The 18,541-nt window shown below is 60.8% G+C and carries 16 protein-coding genes; 11 read left to right on the forward strand and 5 right to left on the reverse strand.

The annotated features are described in order from the left end of the window. The first annotated feature begins 54 nt into the window (after positions 1 to 54). From tkt to K7B09_RS09330, 6 genes are all read left to right on the forward strand, one after another. Entirely contained in the window at positions 55 to 2,040 is a 1,986-nt protein-coding gene (tkt, locus tag K7B09_RS09305; RefSeq protein ID WP_223629184.1) for a transketolase, read from the forward strand. A gap of 25 nt (positions 2,041 to 2,065) precedes the next feature. Then, a complete protein-coding gene (locus K7B09_RS09310) occupies positions 2,066 to 2,467 on the forward strand; it encodes a DUF2946 family protein (RefSeq protein WP_223629185.1) in 402 nt (133 codons plus the stop codon). A 55-nt stretch (positions 2,468 to 2,522) separates the two neighbouring features. Next, positions 2,523 to 4,589, forward strand: a complete 2,067-nt coding sequence (locus tag K7B09_RS09315; protein WP_223629186.1) for a TonB-dependent copper receptor — start codon at positions 2,523 to 2,525, stop codon at positions 4,587 to 4,589. A 68-nt stretch (positions 4,590 to 4,657) separates the two neighbouring features. Further along, positions 4,658 to 5,104 (forward strand): copper chaperone PCu(A)C, encoded by a 447-nt coding sequence (locus tag K7B09_RS09320; RefSeq protein WP_223629187.1) that lies wholly within the window; start codon positions 4,658 to 4,660, stop codon positions 5,102 to 5,104. 117 nt (positions 5,105 to 5,221) lie between these two features. After that, positions 5,222 to 5,593, forward strand: a complete 372-nt coding sequence (locus K7B09_RS09325) for a BlaI/MecI/CopY family transcriptional regulator (protein ID WP_223629188.1) — start codon at positions 5,222 to 5,224, stop codon at positions 5,591 to 5,593. Next, a complete protein-coding gene (locus K7B09_RS09330) occupies positions 5,580 to 7,331 on the forward strand; it encodes a TonB family protein (RefSeq protein WP_223629189.1) in 1,752 nt (583 codons plus the stop codon). The genes K7B09_RS09325 and K7B09_RS09330 overlap by 14 nt, the downstream gene beginning before the upstream one ends. A gap of 63 nt (positions 7,332 to 7,394) precedes the next feature. Here K7B09_RS09330 and K7B09_RS09335 read toward each other — a convergent pair whose 3' ends face one another. Continuing rightward, entirely contained in the window at positions 7,395 to 8,249 is an 855-nt protein-coding gene (locus K7B09_RS09335) for a S1/P1 nuclease (protein ID WP_223629190.1), read from the reverse strand. 86 nt (positions 8,250 to 8,335) lie between these two features. Here K7B09_RS09335 and gap point away from each other — a divergent pair, with 86 nt between their 5' ends. Continuing rightward, the gene (gene gap, locus K7B09_RS09340; protein ID WP_223629191.1) at positions 8,336 to 9,337 is read left to right on the forward strand and encodes a type I glyceraldehyde-3-phosphate dehydrogenase; all 1,002 of its coding nucleotides are present in this window, start codon (positions 8,336 to 8,338) and stop codon (positions 9,335 to 9,337) included. 84 nt (positions 9,338 to 9,421) lie between these two features. Here gap and K7B09_RS09345 read toward each other — a convergent pair whose 3' ends face one another. Next, entirely contained in the window at positions 9,422 to 11,077 is a 1,656-nt protein-coding gene (locus tag K7B09_RS09345) for a tetratricopeptide repeat protein (RefSeq protein WP_223629192.1), read from the reverse strand. 146 nt (positions 11,078 to 11,223) lie between these two features. Between K7B09_RS09345 and K7B09_RS09350 the strand changes: the two genes are divergently transcribed. The 4 genes from K7B09_RS09350 (at position 11,224) to pyk (ending at position 16,234) form a co-directional block, all read left to right on the forward strand. Then, positions 11,224 to 11,658: a group III truncated hemoglobin gene (locus K7B09_RS09350; protein WP_223629193.1), complete on the forward strand. Its 435-nt coding sequence runs from the start codon at positions 11,224 to 11,226 to the stop codon at positions 11,656 to 11,658. A gap of 85 nt (positions 11,659 to 11,743) precedes the next feature. After that, positions 11,744 to 13,411 carry a diguanylate cyclase gene (locus K7B09_RS13250; RefSeq protein WP_223629194.1) on the forward strand — a complete coding sequence of 556 codons (1,668 nt, stop codon included), beginning with the start codon at positions 11,744 to 11,746 and terminating at the stop codon, positions 13,409 to 13,411. An 87-nt stretch (positions 13,412 to 13,498) separates the two neighbouring features. Next, positions 13,499 to 14,674, forward strand: a complete 1,176-nt coding sequence (locus K7B09_RS09360; RefSeq protein WP_223629195.1) for a phosphoglycerate kinase — start codon at positions 13,499 to 13,501, stop codon at positions 14,672 to 14,674. Positions 14,675 to 14,755: 81 nt separating this feature from the next. Beyond that, the gene (gene pyk, locus K7B09_RS09365; RefSeq protein WP_223629196.1) at positions 14,756 to 16,234 is read left to right on the forward strand and encodes a pyruvate kinase; all 1,479 of its coding nucleotides are present in this window, start codon (positions 14,756 to 14,758) and stop codon (positions 16,232 to 16,234) included. Between the two features lie 240 nt (positions 16,235 to 16,474). Here pyk and K7B09_RS09370 read toward each other — a convergent pair whose 3' ends face one another. From K7B09_RS09370 to K7B09_RS09380, 3 genes are all read right to left on the reverse strand, one after another. Then, complete coding sequence (locus K7B09_RS09370) at positions 16,475 to 16,747, reverse strand: hypothetical protein (protein WP_223629197.1); 273 nt, start codon at positions 16,745 to 16,747, stop codon at positions 16,475 to 16,477. 49 nt (positions 16,748 to 16,796) lie between these two features. Beyond that, positions 16,797 to 18,263 (reverse strand): RHS repeat domain-containing protein, encoded by a 1,467-nt coding sequence (locus tag K7B09_RS09375; protein WP_484600474.1) that lies wholly within the window; start codon positions 18,261 to 18,263, stop codon positions 16,797 to 16,799. Between the two features lie 48 nt (positions 18,264 to 18,311). After that, positions 18,312 to 18,541 (reverse strand): hypothetical protein (locus tag K7B09_RS09380; protein WP_223629199.1); only part of this gene is annotated, 230 nt, incomplete at its 5' end.

The raw sequence follows: 18,541 nt of genomic DNA on the forward strand, positions 1-18,541 counted from the left end.
GTTAGCCACCCAGACATGGGACAATAGGCGCTCCCTCCGCTTTGCCCTGATGCCATGACTGCGCCCAGCCGCCGCGAACTTGCCAACGCCATCCGTTTCCTTGCTATCGACGCCGTGCAGGCGGCCAATTCCGGGCATCCGGGCATGCCGATGGGTATGGCCGATATCGCCGAAGTGCTGTGGAATGATTATCTGAAGTGCAACCCGGGCAACCCGCATTGGGCCGACCGCGACCGTTTTGTGCTGTCCAATGGCCACGGCTCGATGTTGCAATACGCGCTGCTGCACCTGACCGGGTATGACGTCTCCATCGACGATCTGAAGGCGTTCCGCCAATTGGGCAGCAAGACCGCCGGGCACCCGGAAAACCACGTCTGCCCAGGGGTGGAAACCACCACTGGCCCGTTGGGGCAGGGCATTGCCAATGCCGTGGGCTTCGCCTTGGGTGAAAAATTATTGGCCCAGCATTTCAATCGCGATGGCCACACCCTTGTCGATCACCGCACCTGGGCGTTCCTGGGCGATGGCTGCCTGATGGAAGGCATCAGCCACGAAGCGGCGTCGCTGGCCGGCACCTGGGGGCTGCACAAGCTGATCGCATTCTGGGATGACAACAAAATCAGTATTGATGGTGTCACCGATGGTTGGTTCACCGACGATACGCCCAAGCGGTTTGAAGCCTATGGCTGGAACGTGATCCGCGGCGTGGACGGGCACGATGCGCATGAAATCAAAACCGCAATCGAGACCGCGCTGAAATCCACCGACAAGCCCACCCTGATTTGCTGCCGCACCACCATTGGTTTTGGTTCACCCGCCAAAGCGGGCAAGGAATCCAGCCACGGCGCGCCGCTGGGCAAGGATGAAGTGGCCGCCACCCGCGCCGCTTTGGGTTGGAAGTACGGCGAATTTGAAATCCCGCAAGCCATCTATGCAGGGTGGCGTAGTGCAGGCCGCGCCGGAAATGAAGCCGCCTGGAATGCACGCTTTGCGGCCTACAAGGCCGCGCACCCGGAAGCCGCCGCCGAGTTCGAGCGCCGTCTGTCCGGCGCGCTCCCGGCTGGGTTTGATGCCGCGGCCGACGCTTTCATCGCCAAGCTGCAGCAAGACGGCCCCAGCATTGCCAGCCGCAAAGCTTCGCAAAACGCGATTGAAGCCTTCGCGCCGCTGCTGCCGGAATTGGTGGGCGGCTCGGCTGACCTTGCGCATTCCAATTTGACCCTGTGGAAGGGCAGCAAGTCGGTGACCTGCAGCGATGCCAATGCCAACTACATCCATTCGGGTGTACGCGAATTCGGCATGACCGCGATCAGCAACGGACTGGCGCTGCACGGCGGCTTCATCCCGTATGACGCGACCTTTCTGGTGTTCTCGGACTACGCCCGCAACGCGGTGCGGATGAGCGCATTGATGGGGATTCGCGCCATCCACGTCTATACCCATGACTCGATTGGCTTGGGCGAAGACGGCCCCACCCACCAGCCGGTGGAGCACGTGGCGTCCTTGCGCTACATCCCGAACAACGATGTCTGGCGACCGTGCGATGCGGTGGAATCGGCGGTGGCATGGAAGTGCGCCATCGACCGCACCCACGGCCCCAGCTGCCTGATCTTCAGCCGCCAAAACCTGCCACACCAGGCACGCGATGCCGCGCAGTTGGCGCATGTCGCACGCGGCGGGTATGTGCTGAAAGACAGCGCGGGTGCGCCGGAGATCATCCTGCTCGCCACCGGTAGCGAAGTGGGTCTGGCGATGCAAGCAGCGGCGCAATTGGGGGATGGCGTGCGCGTGGTGTCGATGCCGTGCGTGGAAGTGTTCGAGCGTCAGGACGCGGCCTATCGCGAAGCGGTGCTGCCCAAGGCCTGCCGCAAGCGCGTGGCCATCGAAGCCGGCGTGACGGGATTCTGGGGCAAGTACGTTGGCTTGGATGGCGCAGTCATCGGCATCGACAGCTTTGGTGCCAGCGCACCGGCGGAAAAATTGTTCCCGCATTTCGGGATCACGGTGGAACGCTTGATCGAAGTCAGCAACGCGCTGTGAAACCGGGCGTAGTCTTGTCACTGCGATGATCTTGCGTTCGACCCGCTTTCAGCATTGGATGGCCCGCCTGGCACTGGCAGCCATCTTGTTGCTGTCAGTGATGCCAAGCGTCAGCCGTTGGCTGGAAAGTACCGCGCCGCGTCTTCCTGACGCGGTGCTGGCGATGTGTACCGTGGATGGGTTGGCGATGCAGCCGGCCAGTCTGCTGGGCGATGCGGGCAAACCACCCGCACCGACCGGCGCGATGCCGGACGACTATTGCGGCTATTGCCCATTGCTGGCATCGCTGACGCCGCTGTTGCTGGCGGTGGTCATGCTGCTGCCGCCACTGCGGCGCGTGCTATTGCCCACGTGGGCGCAGCGCGTATTGCGTGCTGTGCCGCTGCTGCGCGGTCTGGGTGCGCGAGGGCCGCCGATCCTGCTCTGAATCACGGCGCATTCCTGCGAGGCATCGCCTCGCCCTCTTGTGATCTGGAGCCATCATGTCTTCCTCATGTTTCGCGACGGCACGGCCGTCGCGCTGCGCGCTTGCCTGTGCGCTTTCCATCTGCTTGTTCCCCGTCCTCGCCTGTGCCAATGGCGTGGATGGGACCGCCAAGAATCTCGATCGCGTGGTGGTCATCGGCACACCCACGCAAGCGCTGACCTTCGAAACCGACCCCAAGCTGCCGCGCCAACCGGTGCCGGCCAGTGATGGTGCCGACTACCTCAAAACCATTCCCGGCTTTTCCGCCGTACGCAATGGCGGCAGCAATGGCGACCCGGTGCTGCGCGGCATGTTCGGTTCGCGCCTCAACCTGCTGAGCAACGACGGCGGCATGCCCGGCGCTTGCCCGGCGCGGATGGACAACCCGTTGTCCTATGTCGCCCCGGAAACCTACGACAGCCTGACCGTGATCAAAGGCCCGCAAACGGTGTTGTGGGGGCCGGGAGCATCGGCGGGCACGGTGCGCTTTCAGCGTGAAACCCCGCGCTTCGACGAACCCGGGCTGCGTGCACAAGCCAGTGTGCTGGGCGGCAGTTTTGGCCGGAATGATCAGCTGTTCGATATCACTGCCGGTGCACCCACGGGCTATGCGCGGGTGAGCGCCAATCGCTCGCAAGCGGGCGACTATGCCGATGGCAACGGTGCGCGCGTGCCGTCTGCATGGAAGAAATGGAATACCGATGCGGCGCTGGGTTGGACACCGGATGCAGACACATTGCTGGAAGTCTCCGCCGGGATTGGCAATGGCCAGGCGCGCTATGCCGCTCGCGGCATGGATGGTGCGCAGTTTCGCCGCGATAGCCTGGGCCTGCGCTTTGAAAAAGCGTTCGGCGGCATGCTGCGCAAGCTCACCGCCAGCGCCTATCGCAACGACGCCGATCATGTGATGGATAACTACACGCTGCGCGATCCCAACCCGATGAGCACGATGCCGATGCCGATGGCGGCGAATGTGGAGCGGGTCACCAGCGGTGGACGCATCGCTGCGGATTGGGAATGGCATAGCTTCGCGCTGACGGCAGGTGTCGATGCACAGCGCAGTCAGCATCGTTCGCGCAGCGCGATGGGGCGGGGGATGTATGCCGCCAAACCGTGGGCGCAGGACGCACTGATGCGCTATCTTGGCGTGTTTGCCGAGGGCAACTGGACCTTGGCAGCGGGGCAGCACGTGATTGCGGGCGCGCGCATGGATCGGGCAGACGTGGTCGATCAGCGCAGCACTGCCGGGATGATGGGCATGCCCAATTCCACCTTCGGGCAGGCCCGTCGTGACACATTACCCAGCGGTTTCGTCCGCTATCAGCGCGACATTGCCGGCAGCGGTTTGGGTTGGTACGCGGGTGTGGGGCATGTGCAGCGCATGCCGGATTACTGGGAACTGTTTTCACCCAACAACGGGCCACTGGGCGCGCCGAACGCGTTTGCCGGTGTGCAGCCGGAAAAAACCACGCAACTGGATGTTGGTGCGCAGTGGCATGGCAAACGCAGCAATGCATGGGTGTCTGCGTATGCCGGGCGCATCCAGGACTACATCCTGTTCCGCTACATGAGTGGCGGCATGATGGGGATGACCAGCATCGCCTCCAATATCGATGCGCGCATCCACGGCTTCGAGGCGGGTGGCGAGCTGCGTCCGGGCAAGGACTGGACGCTGGCAGGCAACGTGGCGTGGGCATGGGGCGCGAATATGGGTGCGCAAACCCCCTTGCCGCAGATGACACCGCTGGAAGGCCGTTTCAGCGCGGCATGGGACAACGGCCAGTGGAGTGCAGCGGTGTTGCTGCGTGCGGTGGCGGCGCAGTCGCGGGTCAGTTTGAATCAAGGCAATGTGACGGGTCGTGATCTTGGCCCCAGCGCAGGCTTTGCCACGCTGGCGCTGAACGCGGGCTATCGGCTCAATGCGCGGATGCAACTGACGACCGGCATCGATAATCTGTTCAATCGCACTTACAGCGAACATCTGAATCTGGCGGGCAGTGCGGATTTTGGCTATCCGGCGCTGCCGGTGCGCATCCATGAGCCGGGCCGCAACCTGTGGCTGAAACTCAACCTCGCGTTGTAATGCAGGCACACTGACGTCAAGCACCGCAGCGGTGCACGGCATCGCTGCGCTGCGTTCGGAGAACACAGATGATGAAAACAATCGTGACGGGATTGCTGGTGCTGCTGCTGTCCTTGGCGGTATCGGCGGCGGATAAACGCGAAGTGCGGGTGGTCGATGCCTGGTCGCGTGCGGTACCGGTGGTTGCCCCGGTGGCTGGCGGCTTCTTTACCGTGGTCAACACGGGCAACGCGGAGGACCGCCTGCTGCGCGTGGAAAGCCCGATTGCCAAGCGCATCGAAATTCACGAAATGCGCAACGATGGCGGGGTGATGCGCATGCGCCAAATTACCGATGGGCTGATCGTACCTGCGCATGGGCAGCTGGAATTCAAACCCGGCAGCTATCACCTGATGTTGATTGGGCCAACACGAGCGCTGATCGAGGGTGATCATTTTGAGGCAGCGCTGGTGTTTCAACGCGCCGGCAAGGTGAAGGTGACATTTGCCGTGCGCGGGATCGGGGCCGGCGGCTAGCCACAGCGGTTTCACTGCAGCTTGGCACTTGCAATGGATTGTGGCTCGGATCCCGACGAACGGCGCTTGACTTTGTTGTTTACATTCGTAATCTAGAGAAAATTACGGGTGTAAACGATGCAAATCAGCGAAGCCGAATCGGTGGTGATGGATGTGCTCTGGCGGCAGCACCCGCTGGGTGCGGATGAGGTGGCGGCCGCGCTTGCCAGCCAGCAAGATTGGCAAGAGGCCACCATCAAGACCTTGCTCAATCGTCTGCTCAACAAGGGCGCGATCAGTGCGCAGAAAGAAGGGCGGCGCTATTTGTATTCGCCATTACTCAAGCGCGAAGACTGGGTGCTGAAGGAAAGTCGCGGCTTGCTGGATCGCTTGTTCGATGGCCGCGTTGCGCCGCTGGTGGCGCATTTTTCGCAGCATCAAGAATTGAGCCGCAACGACATTGCCGAACTGCGCAAGTTGATCGAGGGCCTTGACGATGCCCAGCACTGAACTTTTGGCGGGGTTGTTGCAAGCCACTTTGGCGGGTAGTGCCGCCATTGTCATGGTGCTGGCCCTGCGTCGACCACTGCGACGTGCGTTTGGGGTGGGTGTGGCGTATGCCGCGTGGTTGTTGGTACCTGCCGCGTTGCTGGCTAGCGTGCTGCCGGCACCGGTGGCGCAGTTGGCACCAGCACCATTGGCGCAGGTGTTGGTGATGCCGGCGCAATGGATGGTGGTACGTGCGGCCCCCGCTGTTGCTTGGTTGGATTGGCGCTGGGGTTTGGTTGCGATGTGGTTACTGGGTGCGGTTGCGTGTGGGCTGTGGATGTGGCGCGTGCAGACCAGGTTCCGCCGTAGTGTGACGCCACTGGTGCCGCACGCAGGTGTATGGCGCTCGCAGGCCGCCCGTGCGGGGCTGCCGGCCACATTGGGCTTGTGGCGGCCACAAGTGGTGTTGCCGGCGGATTTCGACACCCGTTTCAATGCCGAACAGCGTGCGCTGGTGCTGGCGCACGAGCACGCCCACATCGCACGCGGGGACTTGCGCAGCAACTTTGTTGCGGCAGTGCTGCGCTGCCTGTTTTGGTTCAACCCGTTATTTCACATCGCGGTCCTGCGCATGCGCAACGACCAAGAGCTGGCCTGCGATGCCGACGTGCTCGCCCGCCAACCGCATGCCCGTCGTTGCTATGGCGATGCGTTGTTGCAAGTTCAGTTGGTGATGCAAGCATCGCCGCTGGGCTGCCATTTTGGCTTTGGCCACCCACTCAAGGAGAGAATCGCAATGCTTGCAAAACCTGTTTCCACAACACAGCGCTGGCTGGGTCGCAGCGTACTGACATGCCTGTTGCTGGGCGGTGGCTATGCGGCTTGGGCGGCGCAGCCGGCTGTACCGTCGGTAGTTGTTCCGGCGGATGGTATCGCTGCCGATGTCGTGCTGCGGGTAGATGAGAATGCCCCGAAGGTGTTGCACGTGGTGAGCAAAGTAGGCAAGCCGTTCTCATTGGAAACGGATGCCAATGGCAGACGCTTCGTCATTGTTGGCACCGTGACCCGGGTCAAGCATCAAGGTAAGCCCGCATTGGCCCTGGTGCTGCGCATTGATGAAGATGGCAAACAGGTTGCAGAGCCAAAGTTAATCGCTCTGAACGGCAAGCCAGCGGCTATCCAGATTGGTTCTGTAGCTGTCGCGGAAAATGAAGGCAAGGCGTTCAAGGGGTTGCGGCTGGATGTCACATTGAATGATTTGGCGGCGAAGGAGTTACCCGTCAAGAGCGCAAACGCAGCGTCAATTGTCCCCGCATCGAAAGTGAAGCAGTTACAGCCCGGGCAGATAGATGCCGTCTCACGCACTGCAAATCCGCCGCAATATCCGAAAGATGCGTTGCAAAAAAACATCGGCGGAACCGTTGTGCTGGTTGTTGATATTGCCGCCAACGGCAGCGTCACTGGACTGAAGGTCGAACGCACATCCGGCAATGCGCAGCTGGATGCCGCCACTCTTGAAGCCGCACAGAAGTGGCGGTTCAAACCGGCGATGAAGAATGGAAAAGCGATTGCCGGCAAGGTGCGGGTGCCGGTTGAGTTTCGGCCGGATGGTGCGTCAGCGGCCACCCGAGTCAAGCCCACCCGCCCTACTGCAATCGCTGTTGTGTTTTCGGCCAGCACCGGCTTGGCTGGCTACGACGCGATGCTGGCATCTTTGCGTGGCAGCTGGGCCACCGGGCCGCAGGAACAAGGCTGCTGAGTTGCGTCCCACTTGCGCGTCATCTTCGCCTCCGCGGGATGATGCGCAAGCTTCAGTGCAGCGTTATTGGCCCAGTGTCTGGTTCAGCAAATTCGCCAGCCTCTCGGCGGCCACATGTACGCGCGCTTCGGCCAATGGGCGCATTTGATCGAGATAGGTGTGATCCATCTTGTGCTGATCCTCGGGTGGATAAATGCCCTTGGCATCGATCAATGTGCAGGACTCCTCGGCCCAATTCAGCGGGGTGCCGGTGGCCGCAGAGGCAGGATCCCACGCTTGTTTGTCCAGCAGCTTGGCGTAATCCAGCAGTTTCAATTTGCGGCTGGCGAGAATGTAGTAATCCCACACCGAATGCAGATTGGTGCCCATCACGCCATCGACATAGCTTTTTTGCGCGTAGGCTTCGGGTGCGATGGGGGTGCGCAAGCTGATCTGGAACCGGTTGCCGCCGCTGTCGGTACGGTTGCCGGCATGCATGGGCTGGTGTTCATCGCCGACCAGATGCACCACAAATTTCAGTGCATCCCGGCGTGCTTCCAGTGGTTGGCTGCGGTCGCCCAAGATGGCCAGCTGTTTGTTGATCGCGCCCACCACGCAATTGCCGTCGGGGCAGTCACGGGCAAGGTCGAAATCGCAGCCGCCGCCTTTGGCATTGATGTAGTGCCAGCGTTGGGTTTCCTTGAACCGCGGTGGGTCGTCGTTGCGCAGGTCATCGGCCCAGCTGGCCACGCCGGCAAGGCTGGGGTTGGGCTCGCCAGCCAGCAATCTGGACACTTCGGCGCGGGCTTTGGGGTTCAGGTGGCGCTGCGCCAACTCGCCCACCAAGGCGTGGCCCAACGCACCCCAAGCCCAGGCCGCGGTGACGGGCAATACGCACAGCAGGCAGATCACGAAGCAAGAACGCAGGATTCTGGACATGGGTCAAGCCGGCAGAGTGGGGAAAGGCTAAAATGATAAGCCCCCGCGTCAGGTTCGGCGCATCTTCCCTCAGGAGTTTTCCCGCAATGGCAATCAAGGTCGGTATCAACGGCTTCGGCCGCATCGGGCGCTGCGTGTTTCGCGCGGCCGTGCAGAACTTTGGCGACGCTATCGAAATCGTCGGCATCAACGACCTGCTGGAGCCGGATTACCTGGCCTACATGCTCAAGCATGACTCGGTGCACGGACGCTTCCAGGGCGATGTAGCGGTGGAAGACGGCGCGCTGCTGGTGAACGGCAAGCGCATCCGCCTGACCGCCGAGCGCGATCCCGCCAACTTGAAATGGGATGCCGTGGGTGCCGACGTGGTGATCGAGTCCACCGGCCTGTTCCTGTCGGCCGATACCGCCCAAAAGCACATCGATGCTGGTGCCAAGAAAGTGCTGCTGTCGGCCCCGTCGAAGGACGCCACCCCGATGTTCGTGTATGGCGTGAACCATGCCAAATACGCCGGCGAGGCGATCATCTCCAACGCTTCGTGCACCACCAATTGCCTGGCCCCGATCGCCAAGGTGCTGAATGACAAATGGGGCATCAAGCGCGGCCTGATGACCACCGTGCATGCCGCCACCGCCACCCAGAAAACCGTTGATGGCCCGTCCAACAAGGATTGGCGTGGCGGCCGCGGCATTCTGGAAAACATCATCCCGTCCAGCACCGGCGCGGCCAAGGCGGTGGGTGTGGTGATTCCGGAATTGAACAAGAAGCTGACCGGCATGAGCTTCCGCGTGCCCACCAGCGATGTGTCGGTGGTGGATCTCACCGTGGAACTTGAAACGCCCGCCACCTATGCCGAAATCTGCGCGGAAATGAAGGCGCAAAGCGAAGGTGCGCTGGCCGGTATCTTGGGTTACACCGAAGAAAAAGTGGTGGCTACCGATTTCCGTGGCGACGCCCGCACCAGCATCTTCGATGCCGAAGCCGGCATCGCGATGGACGATACCTTCGTCAAACTGGTGAGCTGGTACGACAACGAGTGGGGCTATTCCAACAAGTGTTTGGAAATGGTCAAGGTGATGGCGAAGTAATCGTATTTTCCGCCATCGTTTCAGCAAAGCCCCGCCCCGTGCGGGGTTTTGTGTGTTTGCTCAGCGCGTATCCTTGGCTGGATTTCAATCCAGCGGCAGCCGGATGCGCTGCAACAGCACCCGATAACGCGGGTCGCTATGCAAATTACGCAAGGTTGGGTCGTATTTGATGTATTGCACCCCGGCATCGTATTGCACAATCGCGCGCTGCAGCCAAGCAAACGCATCGTCGCGCTGGTCGCGCCAAGCGAAGGCTTCGGCGATTTGGTAAGCACTGGTATGCGCTTGGGTGTCGGTTAATTCTTGAAGCGCTTGCAGCGATGCCGCCTCATGGCCAGCACTGAACGCCGCCATTGTCTGCCCGCACAGGCGAAAGGTGGCGTTGTCGGCCCGCGCATACCAGTGGTCAGCGGTTGCGGCATCGCCTTGCAACAAATACAACAGGCCCATGCCAACAGGTGCGCGGCCATGTTCGGGAGCGATATCCAAGGCACGATCCAACGCCGCACGCGCGCCGGCAAAATCGCCCAAGGCGATTTGGTAGCGGGATTGGATCTCCCACGCTTGCGCCGACAGCGGGTCTAGCCGGGTGGCCGCTTGCGCTTGGGTCAAGGCGTCTGCCAGCTTGCCTTGTGCGGCCAGCAAGCGGCTGTATTGCCACAGGCTCATCACATCGCCGGGGTTGAAGTGCAGAGCCTGGCGAAAATCACTGGCCCCGCCCTCCCAGTCGTGTTCAAACACAAAGCGCAGCACGGCACGTGCGGTGTAGGCCTCGCCCAGCGTTGGATCCAGTGTGACCGCCTGATCCACCGTGGCCCGCGCCTGCGCCCGCAGCGCCAACATCTGTGCATCGGTTTGGGTGTAGTCCGCGGCATACGCATCGGCCAATGCCAAGCCCGCCAATGCGGCGGCATAAGTGGGCTCCAGCGCGATGACTTTGCGGTATTCCTCACCGGCGCGACGAAAGCCCTCTTCGGTGGCACGATTGAGGAATTGTCGGCCCAGCAGAAAGTGGTTGTAGGCATCGGGGCCGGGCAGGTGGTGACCGGCATGGCTGGGCTGGTGCGATGGCAGCAGCTTCAGTTTGAGCGCCGCGACCACCGCTGCGGCAATCTCGTCTTGCACTGCGAAGATGTCGGTCAGCTGGCGGTCGTAGGTTTGTGACCACAGGTGATAGCCGCCACGGGTTTCGATCAACTGCGCGGTGATGCGCACGTGTGCGCCACTCTTGCGCACGCTGCCTTCCAGCACCGTGGCCACGTTCAATGCCTGCCCGATTTGCGCAATCGTGGCTTGGGTGTCCTTGAACGAAAACGACGAGGTGCGCCCGGCTACATGCAATTCAGGCACTTGCGCCAACAGGTTGAGTAGCTCCTCCGACAAACCATCGGAGAAATACTCTTGCTCTTTGTCCGAGCTCATATTGACCAGCGGCAACACCGCGATCGAGGCGGCAATCGGATCTGCGCTAGGGGATTCGGTTGCAGGGGCGCTGGCAGGTGCCGCCGGGATTTCTCGTTGCAAGCCCCGGTCAGTCCAGGCGTAGGTCCAGGCAAACATCATCGCCAACGGAAAGCCCAGCACGGCCAGCAGCACCAGCGCCCGCATCACCCAGGGCGGTATGCCAAAGGTGGGCAACAGCAGATCGGCGACTTGCAACAACAGCCAGCACAGCGCGGCGTAGGCAAGCGCCATGCGCAACACGTTGCGGCGTTTGAGTTCAAACCACAGTGCCCGCATGCCTTGCTCCCCGCCGGTGTGCGCTAGCCGTATGTCAGTTGCTTGTCAGCTTGATGGTAGCCGAGGCCCATTGGCAATGGCAGGCGCAGATAATATGGGGAAGCGATGATCGTATTGTTTCCCCCTATACCAGCATGAGCCGACACGTGGACACCACTCTCGCCCCCGACGCTGCCATCCCCAGCCATGCGCAAATCGCGACGCTGGTGGACTGCTTTTACGACAAGATTCAAGTGCACCCCACATTAGGTCCGGTGTTCAATGCCGCCGTGCACGACTGGCCCGCGCACAAGGCACTGCTAACCTCATTCTGGGGTTCGGTCATCTTGCGCGCGGCCAGCTATCGCGGCAATCCGATGGCAAAACACCAGGGCCATGCCATCACTACCCAACACTTCATCGAATGGTTGGCGTTGTGGCGCGCCACTGCCGATGAGCTGCTCACCCCCACGCAAGCCGAATTGGTGCACGAATACGCCAGTCGCATTGGCCGCAGTTTGCGGTATGGGTTGGGGTTGCCGGAGCCGGGGCGGGCACCGATTCCATTGGGTCCACGGCTGCCGTTGCTGCGCGGGGGCTGAAGCGTCGATTTGCAGTCGGTCACGATCCGGCGATGTTGCCGCCAGACCGATGGCGTGCATGGTACAAAAGAGCTTAGGAGGGGCTGTGGCTGCATCGAAGTGGAGTCTGCGCAAACGATTGGCGCTGGGGCTGGTGCTGACCGCACTGCTGCCTGTGCTGTTGTTCAGCGTGGCCATGTTGTGGAGCCAATGGCAGCGCGACTCCAACGATTTGATGCTGCGTTTGGACGCCAATGCACGCTTGAGTGCCAGCCTTATCGATGAGTTTCTTGAATCACAACAGGCCGGTGTGCGGTTGTTGGCCGATCAAGTGGCTGATGATCAAGTTGTAAGCGGTGAGGAGTTGTCGCGGCTGCTGAAGATCTACCCCTCGATGTTGCGAGCATTGCATGTGGATGCGCATGGACGGGTCGTCATAATGCGCGATACGCGTTTGCGGGAGCAGCCGCAAGTGGTCGTCGATGTATCTGCTGAAGATTGGTTCAAGGTCAATCACAACCAGTTTCGTGCCTATATTTCAGACGCGTATCAACGCCCGATTTATGGCAGTGAAGTAGTGGTGGCGGTATCTGCGCCGTTGTTGCGTCAGGATCGCTTCGAGGGGGTGCTGCAGGCTGCCATTCCTGTCGAGAGCATCGCCCGCTTGAGTGCCGAAAGTTTGGCGCGCCGGAATTTCGAACTGCTATTGCTGGATCGCAGTAATCGCGTGGTGTACGCCGGCGCAGGACTCCGTTGGAAATCGTTGGATGACGCCGGCCGGCAGGGCATGGCACTACGCGAGATGGCGCTCGCCGCAGATCACAGTGGGCGCGTAGAGCTCCGGCGCGACCTGCTGCGCGAGCCTGGCGATACCTATGTGGAAGCCGTGGCCATGCGTAACCAGTGGACGCTGGCACTGGTGGCGCCGCGCGAGATCTTGCTGGCACCGTTGCGGCCGCGCTTGTTGTTGCTGTTTGCGCTGCTGGCAGTGACCTTGCTGGGCATGGTGTGGGCGCTGTGGCTGCAGCGACAAATGCTTCGGCACAATATCGGCTACCTGTTGGCCAGCCTGCATGGATATGCCTTGGGTGGCAAGTTGGATTCGGCGCTTCGTAGCCGCCTGCCAGAGGAGTTGCAGCCATTGGCGGACGGAATCGGCGAGCTGGGCGGGCGCATGAACAACGCCTTCGAGGAATTGAATCAGGTGTTGGGTGAGCGCGAGGCTGTGATCGAAGAGCGTACTGAATCGTTGCGGCAGGCTGTCCAAAAACTTGAGCTCATCAGCCGAACCGATGCGATGACTGGGTGCTTGAATTACCGTGGATTCGTCGAGGAGGGCGAACGTTTGTGGCAACAATTCAAGATCTCCGGCACGCCTTTGGCTGTGCTTGCACTCGATATCGATTTTTTCAAGAGTTATAACGATCACTATGGTCATCTTGCGGGCGATAGTGCATTGCGGCGGTTCGCTGGCGCAGTGCGCAGTGCGCTGCTGCATGCCGATGATGTTTTGGCGCGCCCCGGTGGCGAGGAGTTCACGGTGTTCTTGCCAGGCAGCACCATCGAGCAGGCGTTGCAGGTGGGGGAACGTGTGCGCTTGCGGGTGTTTGATGCTGACATCGCCCACGCCAAAGCACCCAGTGGGCGGCTGACGGTCAGTGTTGGCGTTGCGGTTTGCCAAACGGGTGATCGGGACATCGAGGCGCTCCTGCATCGTGCCGACGCCGCGCTGTACCGGGCCAAGGCGGCAGGCCGCAACGGCGTCAGTGCCTGATGGCACAGGGCGGCGAAGCGCGGGATTTGAACCTGCGCCAGTGCAACGCGACAATGGGCCTCCTTTTCGCACTGTGATGCCCCGCCCATGACCATCTCACGCATGTCTGACCTTGATCTTGCCGGCAAGAAAGTGTTGATCCGCCAAGACCTCAATGTGCCAGTGGCCGATGGCCGGGTGACCTCGGACTTGCGCATCACGGCCTCGCTTCCCACCCTCAAATTGGCGCTGGAAAAAGGTGCTGCCGTGATGGTCACCTCACACTTGGGCCGCCCGCAAGAAGGCGTGTGGAGCGCAGCCGATTCGCTGGCACCGGTGGCCGCGCGCTTGTCGGAATTGCTGGGCTTTGATGTGCCTTTGATCAAGGATTATTTGGACGGCGTGGAGATTGCGCCGGGGCAATTGGTGCTGCTGGAAAACTGCCGCATGAACATCGGCGAGAAGTCCGATGGCGAGGCGTTGTCGAAGCAATACGCCGCGTTGTGCGATGTGTATGTGATGGATGCATTCGGCACTGCACACCGTGCGCAAGCCTCCACCCACGGTGCCATTCGGTTTGCCAAGCAAGCTTGCGGCGGCCCGCTGCTGATGGCCGAACTGGATGCATTGGACAAAGCACTGGCCAACCCGGCGCGGCCGCTGCTGGCGATTGTGGCGGGCAGCAAGGTGTCCACCAAACTTGAATTGCTGGGCAATCTGGTGGGCAAGGTCGATCAGTTGATCGTCGGCGGTGGCATTGCCAATACCTTTATCGCCGCGATGGGCCACGGCGTGGGCAAATCGCTGGTGGAAATGGACCTGCTGGATACCGCCAAACAGATCATGGCGGATGCCAAAGCACGCGGGGCCGAGATTCCGTTGCCACTGGATGTGGTGGTGGCACCCGCATTCGCCGCTGATGCGCCGGCGACAGTGAAGGTGGTGGATGCAGTGAGTGCGGACGACATGATTCTCGATATCGGCCCGCAAACCGCCGCCGCCTATGCCGCCCTGATCGCCAAGGCCGGCACCGTGGTCTGGAACGGCCCGGTGGGTGTGTTCGAATTTGACGCCTTTGGTCACGGCACCGAAGCGGTGGCGCGTGCGATTGCGGCCTCCAGTGCGTTCTCGATTGCCGGTGGCGGCGACACCTTGGCCGCAGTCGATAAATACGGCATCGAACAACAGGTGTCCTACATTTCTACCGGCGGCGGTGCGTTCCTGGAATTTCTGGAGGGCAAAACCCTGCCGGCGGTCGCGGCATTGGCAGCGCGTGCGATTTAATCGTTTGCAGGATGCAGCACCTGGCGTGCGGCTGTGATAGCGTGGAAGAATCATTTAGACAACGATGTCATTCCGCCATTTATGACCGCCGCACAACCACAACAACGCCGCCACACCCGCATCGTCGCCACCCTTGGCCCGGCTACCGACCCGCCCGAGGTGTTGGAAGCAGTGCTGCGTGCCGGGGTGGATGTGGTGCGGTTGAATTTTTCCCACGGCGACCCGTCGGCGCAAGTGGCGCGTGGTGAAGCGGTGCGGGCGATGGCGGCCAAGCTTGGCCGCGAAGTGGGCATTCTGGCCGACCTGCCCGGCCCCAAAATCCGGGTGGAGACGTTTGCCGACGGCAAAGTGCAACTCAAGGCCGGCAACCGTTTCGACCTGGTGGCGCGGCTGGGTGTGCCGCCGGGCGATGCCACCCAAGTGGGCGTCAGTTATCTGGAATTGCCGGGCGATGTTGTCGCAGGCGATGTGCTGTTGCTGGACGATGGCATCGTGCAATTGCAAGTGACGGCGGTGGAGGGCGAACGCATCGTCACCACCATCCTCAACGATTGCGTGTTGTCCAACCGCAAAGGTTTGAACAAACAAGGCGGCGGGCTGTCACTGGGCGCGATCACCGAGAAAGACCGCGAGCTGATCGTGATTGCCGCGGGCATGCAGGTGGACTTCATCGCGGTGTCGTTCTGCCGCAATGCCGAAGACATGCACGAAGCGCGCCGGGTGGCACGTGCACATGGCTGCAACGCCGCGCTGGTGGCCAAGATCGAACGTGCCGAAGCAATTGAAAACCTGACCGAAATCGTGGATGCCAGCGACGTGGTGATGGTGGCGCGTGGCGATCTGGGCGTGGAGATTGGCGATGCCGAACTGCCCGGGCTGCAGAAAAAAATCATCCGTGAATCCGTGGCCCGCGAAAAAGTGGTGATCACCGCCACCCAAATGCTGCAATCCATGGTGGACAGCCCCATTCCCACCCGCGCCGAAGTGCTGGACGTGGCCAACGCCGTCATCGACGGCACCGACGCTGTCATGTTGTCACAAGAATCCGCCGCCGGCAGTTGGCCGGTGAAGGCGGTTGAGGCGATGGCGCGCATCTGCATGGGCGCGGAAAAACAATTCGAAGCCGATACCGATTTCGAACAAGCCAAGCGTGGTCTTGCCCGCGCCGACCAAGCCATCGCCATGGCCACCATGTTCCTGTGCGAACACGTCGGCGTGCGCGCAGTGGTAGCGATGACCGAATCCGGCGGTACCGCGCGCTACCTGTCGCGGTTTCGTTCCGCCGTACCGATTTATGCGTTTTCCCATCACGCCGCTGCGCGGCGCAAGATGGCACTGATGCGCGACGTGTTCGCCATGGACTACGACAGCCGCGGCCAAACCCCGCGCGAAGCCGCCCGCGGCAGCATCCGCCTGTTGGTCGAAGCAGGTTTATTGAACCCCGGCGACCGCGTGGTGTTTACCAGTGGCGAACACATGGAAACCAAAGGCGCCACCAATACCTTGCGCCTGCTGGAAATCGGCGCAGATGGCTGCGCCACGGGGCTGGGGGAGTTGTAGGGAATAAGGGCATGGCGATGCGATCCCAGCGCTGAGCATCTTCCGTCCCTTTTGTTTCAACAGATCGAAGCACTGCCTGTCACCAAACAACGCATGGTCGCGCAGATGATCGATGCCGTGATCGCGCAAGCAACGCGCTAAGCCAATCACCAGCGCCACAAACAACAAGGCCCGCAATGCGGGCCTTGTGCGTCATGGGCGGGGATTAATTCCATCCGTCCCATTTGTTTTCCCTTTGTTTTATTTTTTTTTAAGCCGCCGCACTGCCGCCACCACAACAAACCAAAAAACAGAATAAGACAAAACATTTACCAGCGATGGAATGATTACCCAATTTCCACCACCCTCCGAATGTATGCCCTCCGGCCAGAGCATTCCAAAAACCATCACACCTGGAAGGTTCAGCATGTCCTGAAGATCGACCAGTCTCGATTCATATGGCAAGTAGTCGATCGCTGATATCGCGTAGAACGTCAAGACACCAAGGATGATGCACCCAAGAATCTTTTTCATCGCTTCTCATCCCTCATCTCTTGGTGTTTGCAGAGCCCTTGTCCATAGCTTAGTTACCATCGGTCTTAATTGCCTGTTGGTAAAGATCATCGCCATATGTTGCCCGAAAAACCGCTTGGGCTGCATTCACCGCAGTATCCATTTGAGCATTGGAGATCGCAGCCTCAGCTTGACTATGCTGATACGCAGCAGCAGGGTGCGCCAAGCCGGACCAAACTTTCGGATCACCGTTAGAATCGGTGTGCGCAGGGGACGTCCCATCGGTTGCAGTGTGCATAGCGTTACCGGCAGATGTCAGTGACTCAGATTTCAAGCCATCAACCGACGAAGGCATTTTCCCCTGCTCTTTCTTTGCGGCTGCCTCTTGACCACTAATGAATTTTTGCGAAGCCGTCTTTGCATCAGCGGGACTTTGAGATGGCGCTCTCATCGAATGCTGATAGCTGCTTCCCTTGCTTTGGCCGCCCTTCGATACGCTGTCCATAGAGCGGCTTGCGGATTTGAGCGTGCCACGCTGTGCTGCACTCAAGCCAGGAAAGGCTTTGTCAATGATGTTTTCGTGGATCTTCGTTGGCCATCGCCCATCACGATCACTGAACTTGTAGGGATTGTTGTTGGCATACCAGTAGCGGTTAAACGCACCCATCGGGTTGCTGTAGGCGGTGACGGGATCAACCGAGAGGAATCGTCCGATAGCGGGATCGTAATAGCGCTGCTGCATATACGTCAGCCCGCTCACCGCATCCATCACATGCCCGGTGTACCCGGCGCGGTCATCGTTTTGTCGGTTGAGTAGCCTCCCGTAGGGTTCGTACTCGCTGGTTTCGATGATAGCGCCGGCTGCATTCGTTTTGGCAATGGGGCTGCCTAATGCATCGGTGTGGAAGTAGCTGATGGTGGCCGTGGTGTTGCCGATGGGGCGGGTGATTTCGGCCAGCAGGCTGCCGGCCAGATAGACGTTGTTGATGCGCTTGCTGTTGGGTTCGTCGCGTTGCCAGAGCAGGCGGCCATCTTTGGCGTAGTAGCTGTACTTCAGGCTGGTGCCGGCGTTGTCTTGGCGGACTCTTCTTCCGTCGGCATCGTAGCGGTAGCTTTGGCCGGCGGTGCTGCGTAGGCGATTGCCGTAGTCGAAGGTATAGCCGGTGCCGTTTTTGCTGGCCAGGTTGCCTTGCAGGTCATAGGTCAGTGCGGTGACGGCGGGGCTGGCGTTGTCGGTGCACTGCGGGCCGCTGCGCACAAACAGCAGGCGGTTGTTGTCGCTGTTGTAACAATAGTATTGATTGCGTGGCAGGCTGCCGCCGCTGAGGCTGACTTGGGTGAGGTTGTCCAGCGCGTCATAGGCGTAGCTGGCGGTGCCGAACATCGGCGAGCTGGCACTGGTCAGCCGGTCGAGGCCGTCGTAGGCCATGTTATGGGTTTGGTGAACGCGGGTTTGCCGAGCAATCCATCGCATTATCCGTGCGCCACGCCGGCGGCGTGGTGAGGGGGATAGGGAAGGCAGGGATGGATAGGGCATGAGGGCTTGTGGCGTGATGCGAAGGTGGGGTTTCAGCTTTCGGGACGTTTATGGGGCAGGCAATGCTGAACTGCCGAATGTCCCGTTCTCGCGCAGATGCACGCCACCAGCATCGCATACAACAAAGGCAGCAACTTGCTTGCTGTCGATAAATGTACCTGGAGTGGCCCGCCTTCCATAGACACCTGAGAATGGGGACAACCCCGGAGGTGTTGGATGGAAAGACAGAGATTCACTGCCGAGTTCAAGCGCGAGGCCGTGCGTTTGATGGAGCGCGG

This window comes from Thermomonas beijingensis, assembly GCF_020034655.1.
Classification (GTDB): Bacteria; Pseudomonadota; Gammaproteobacteria; order Xanthomonadales; family Xanthomonadaceae; genus Thermomonas; species Thermomonas beijingensis.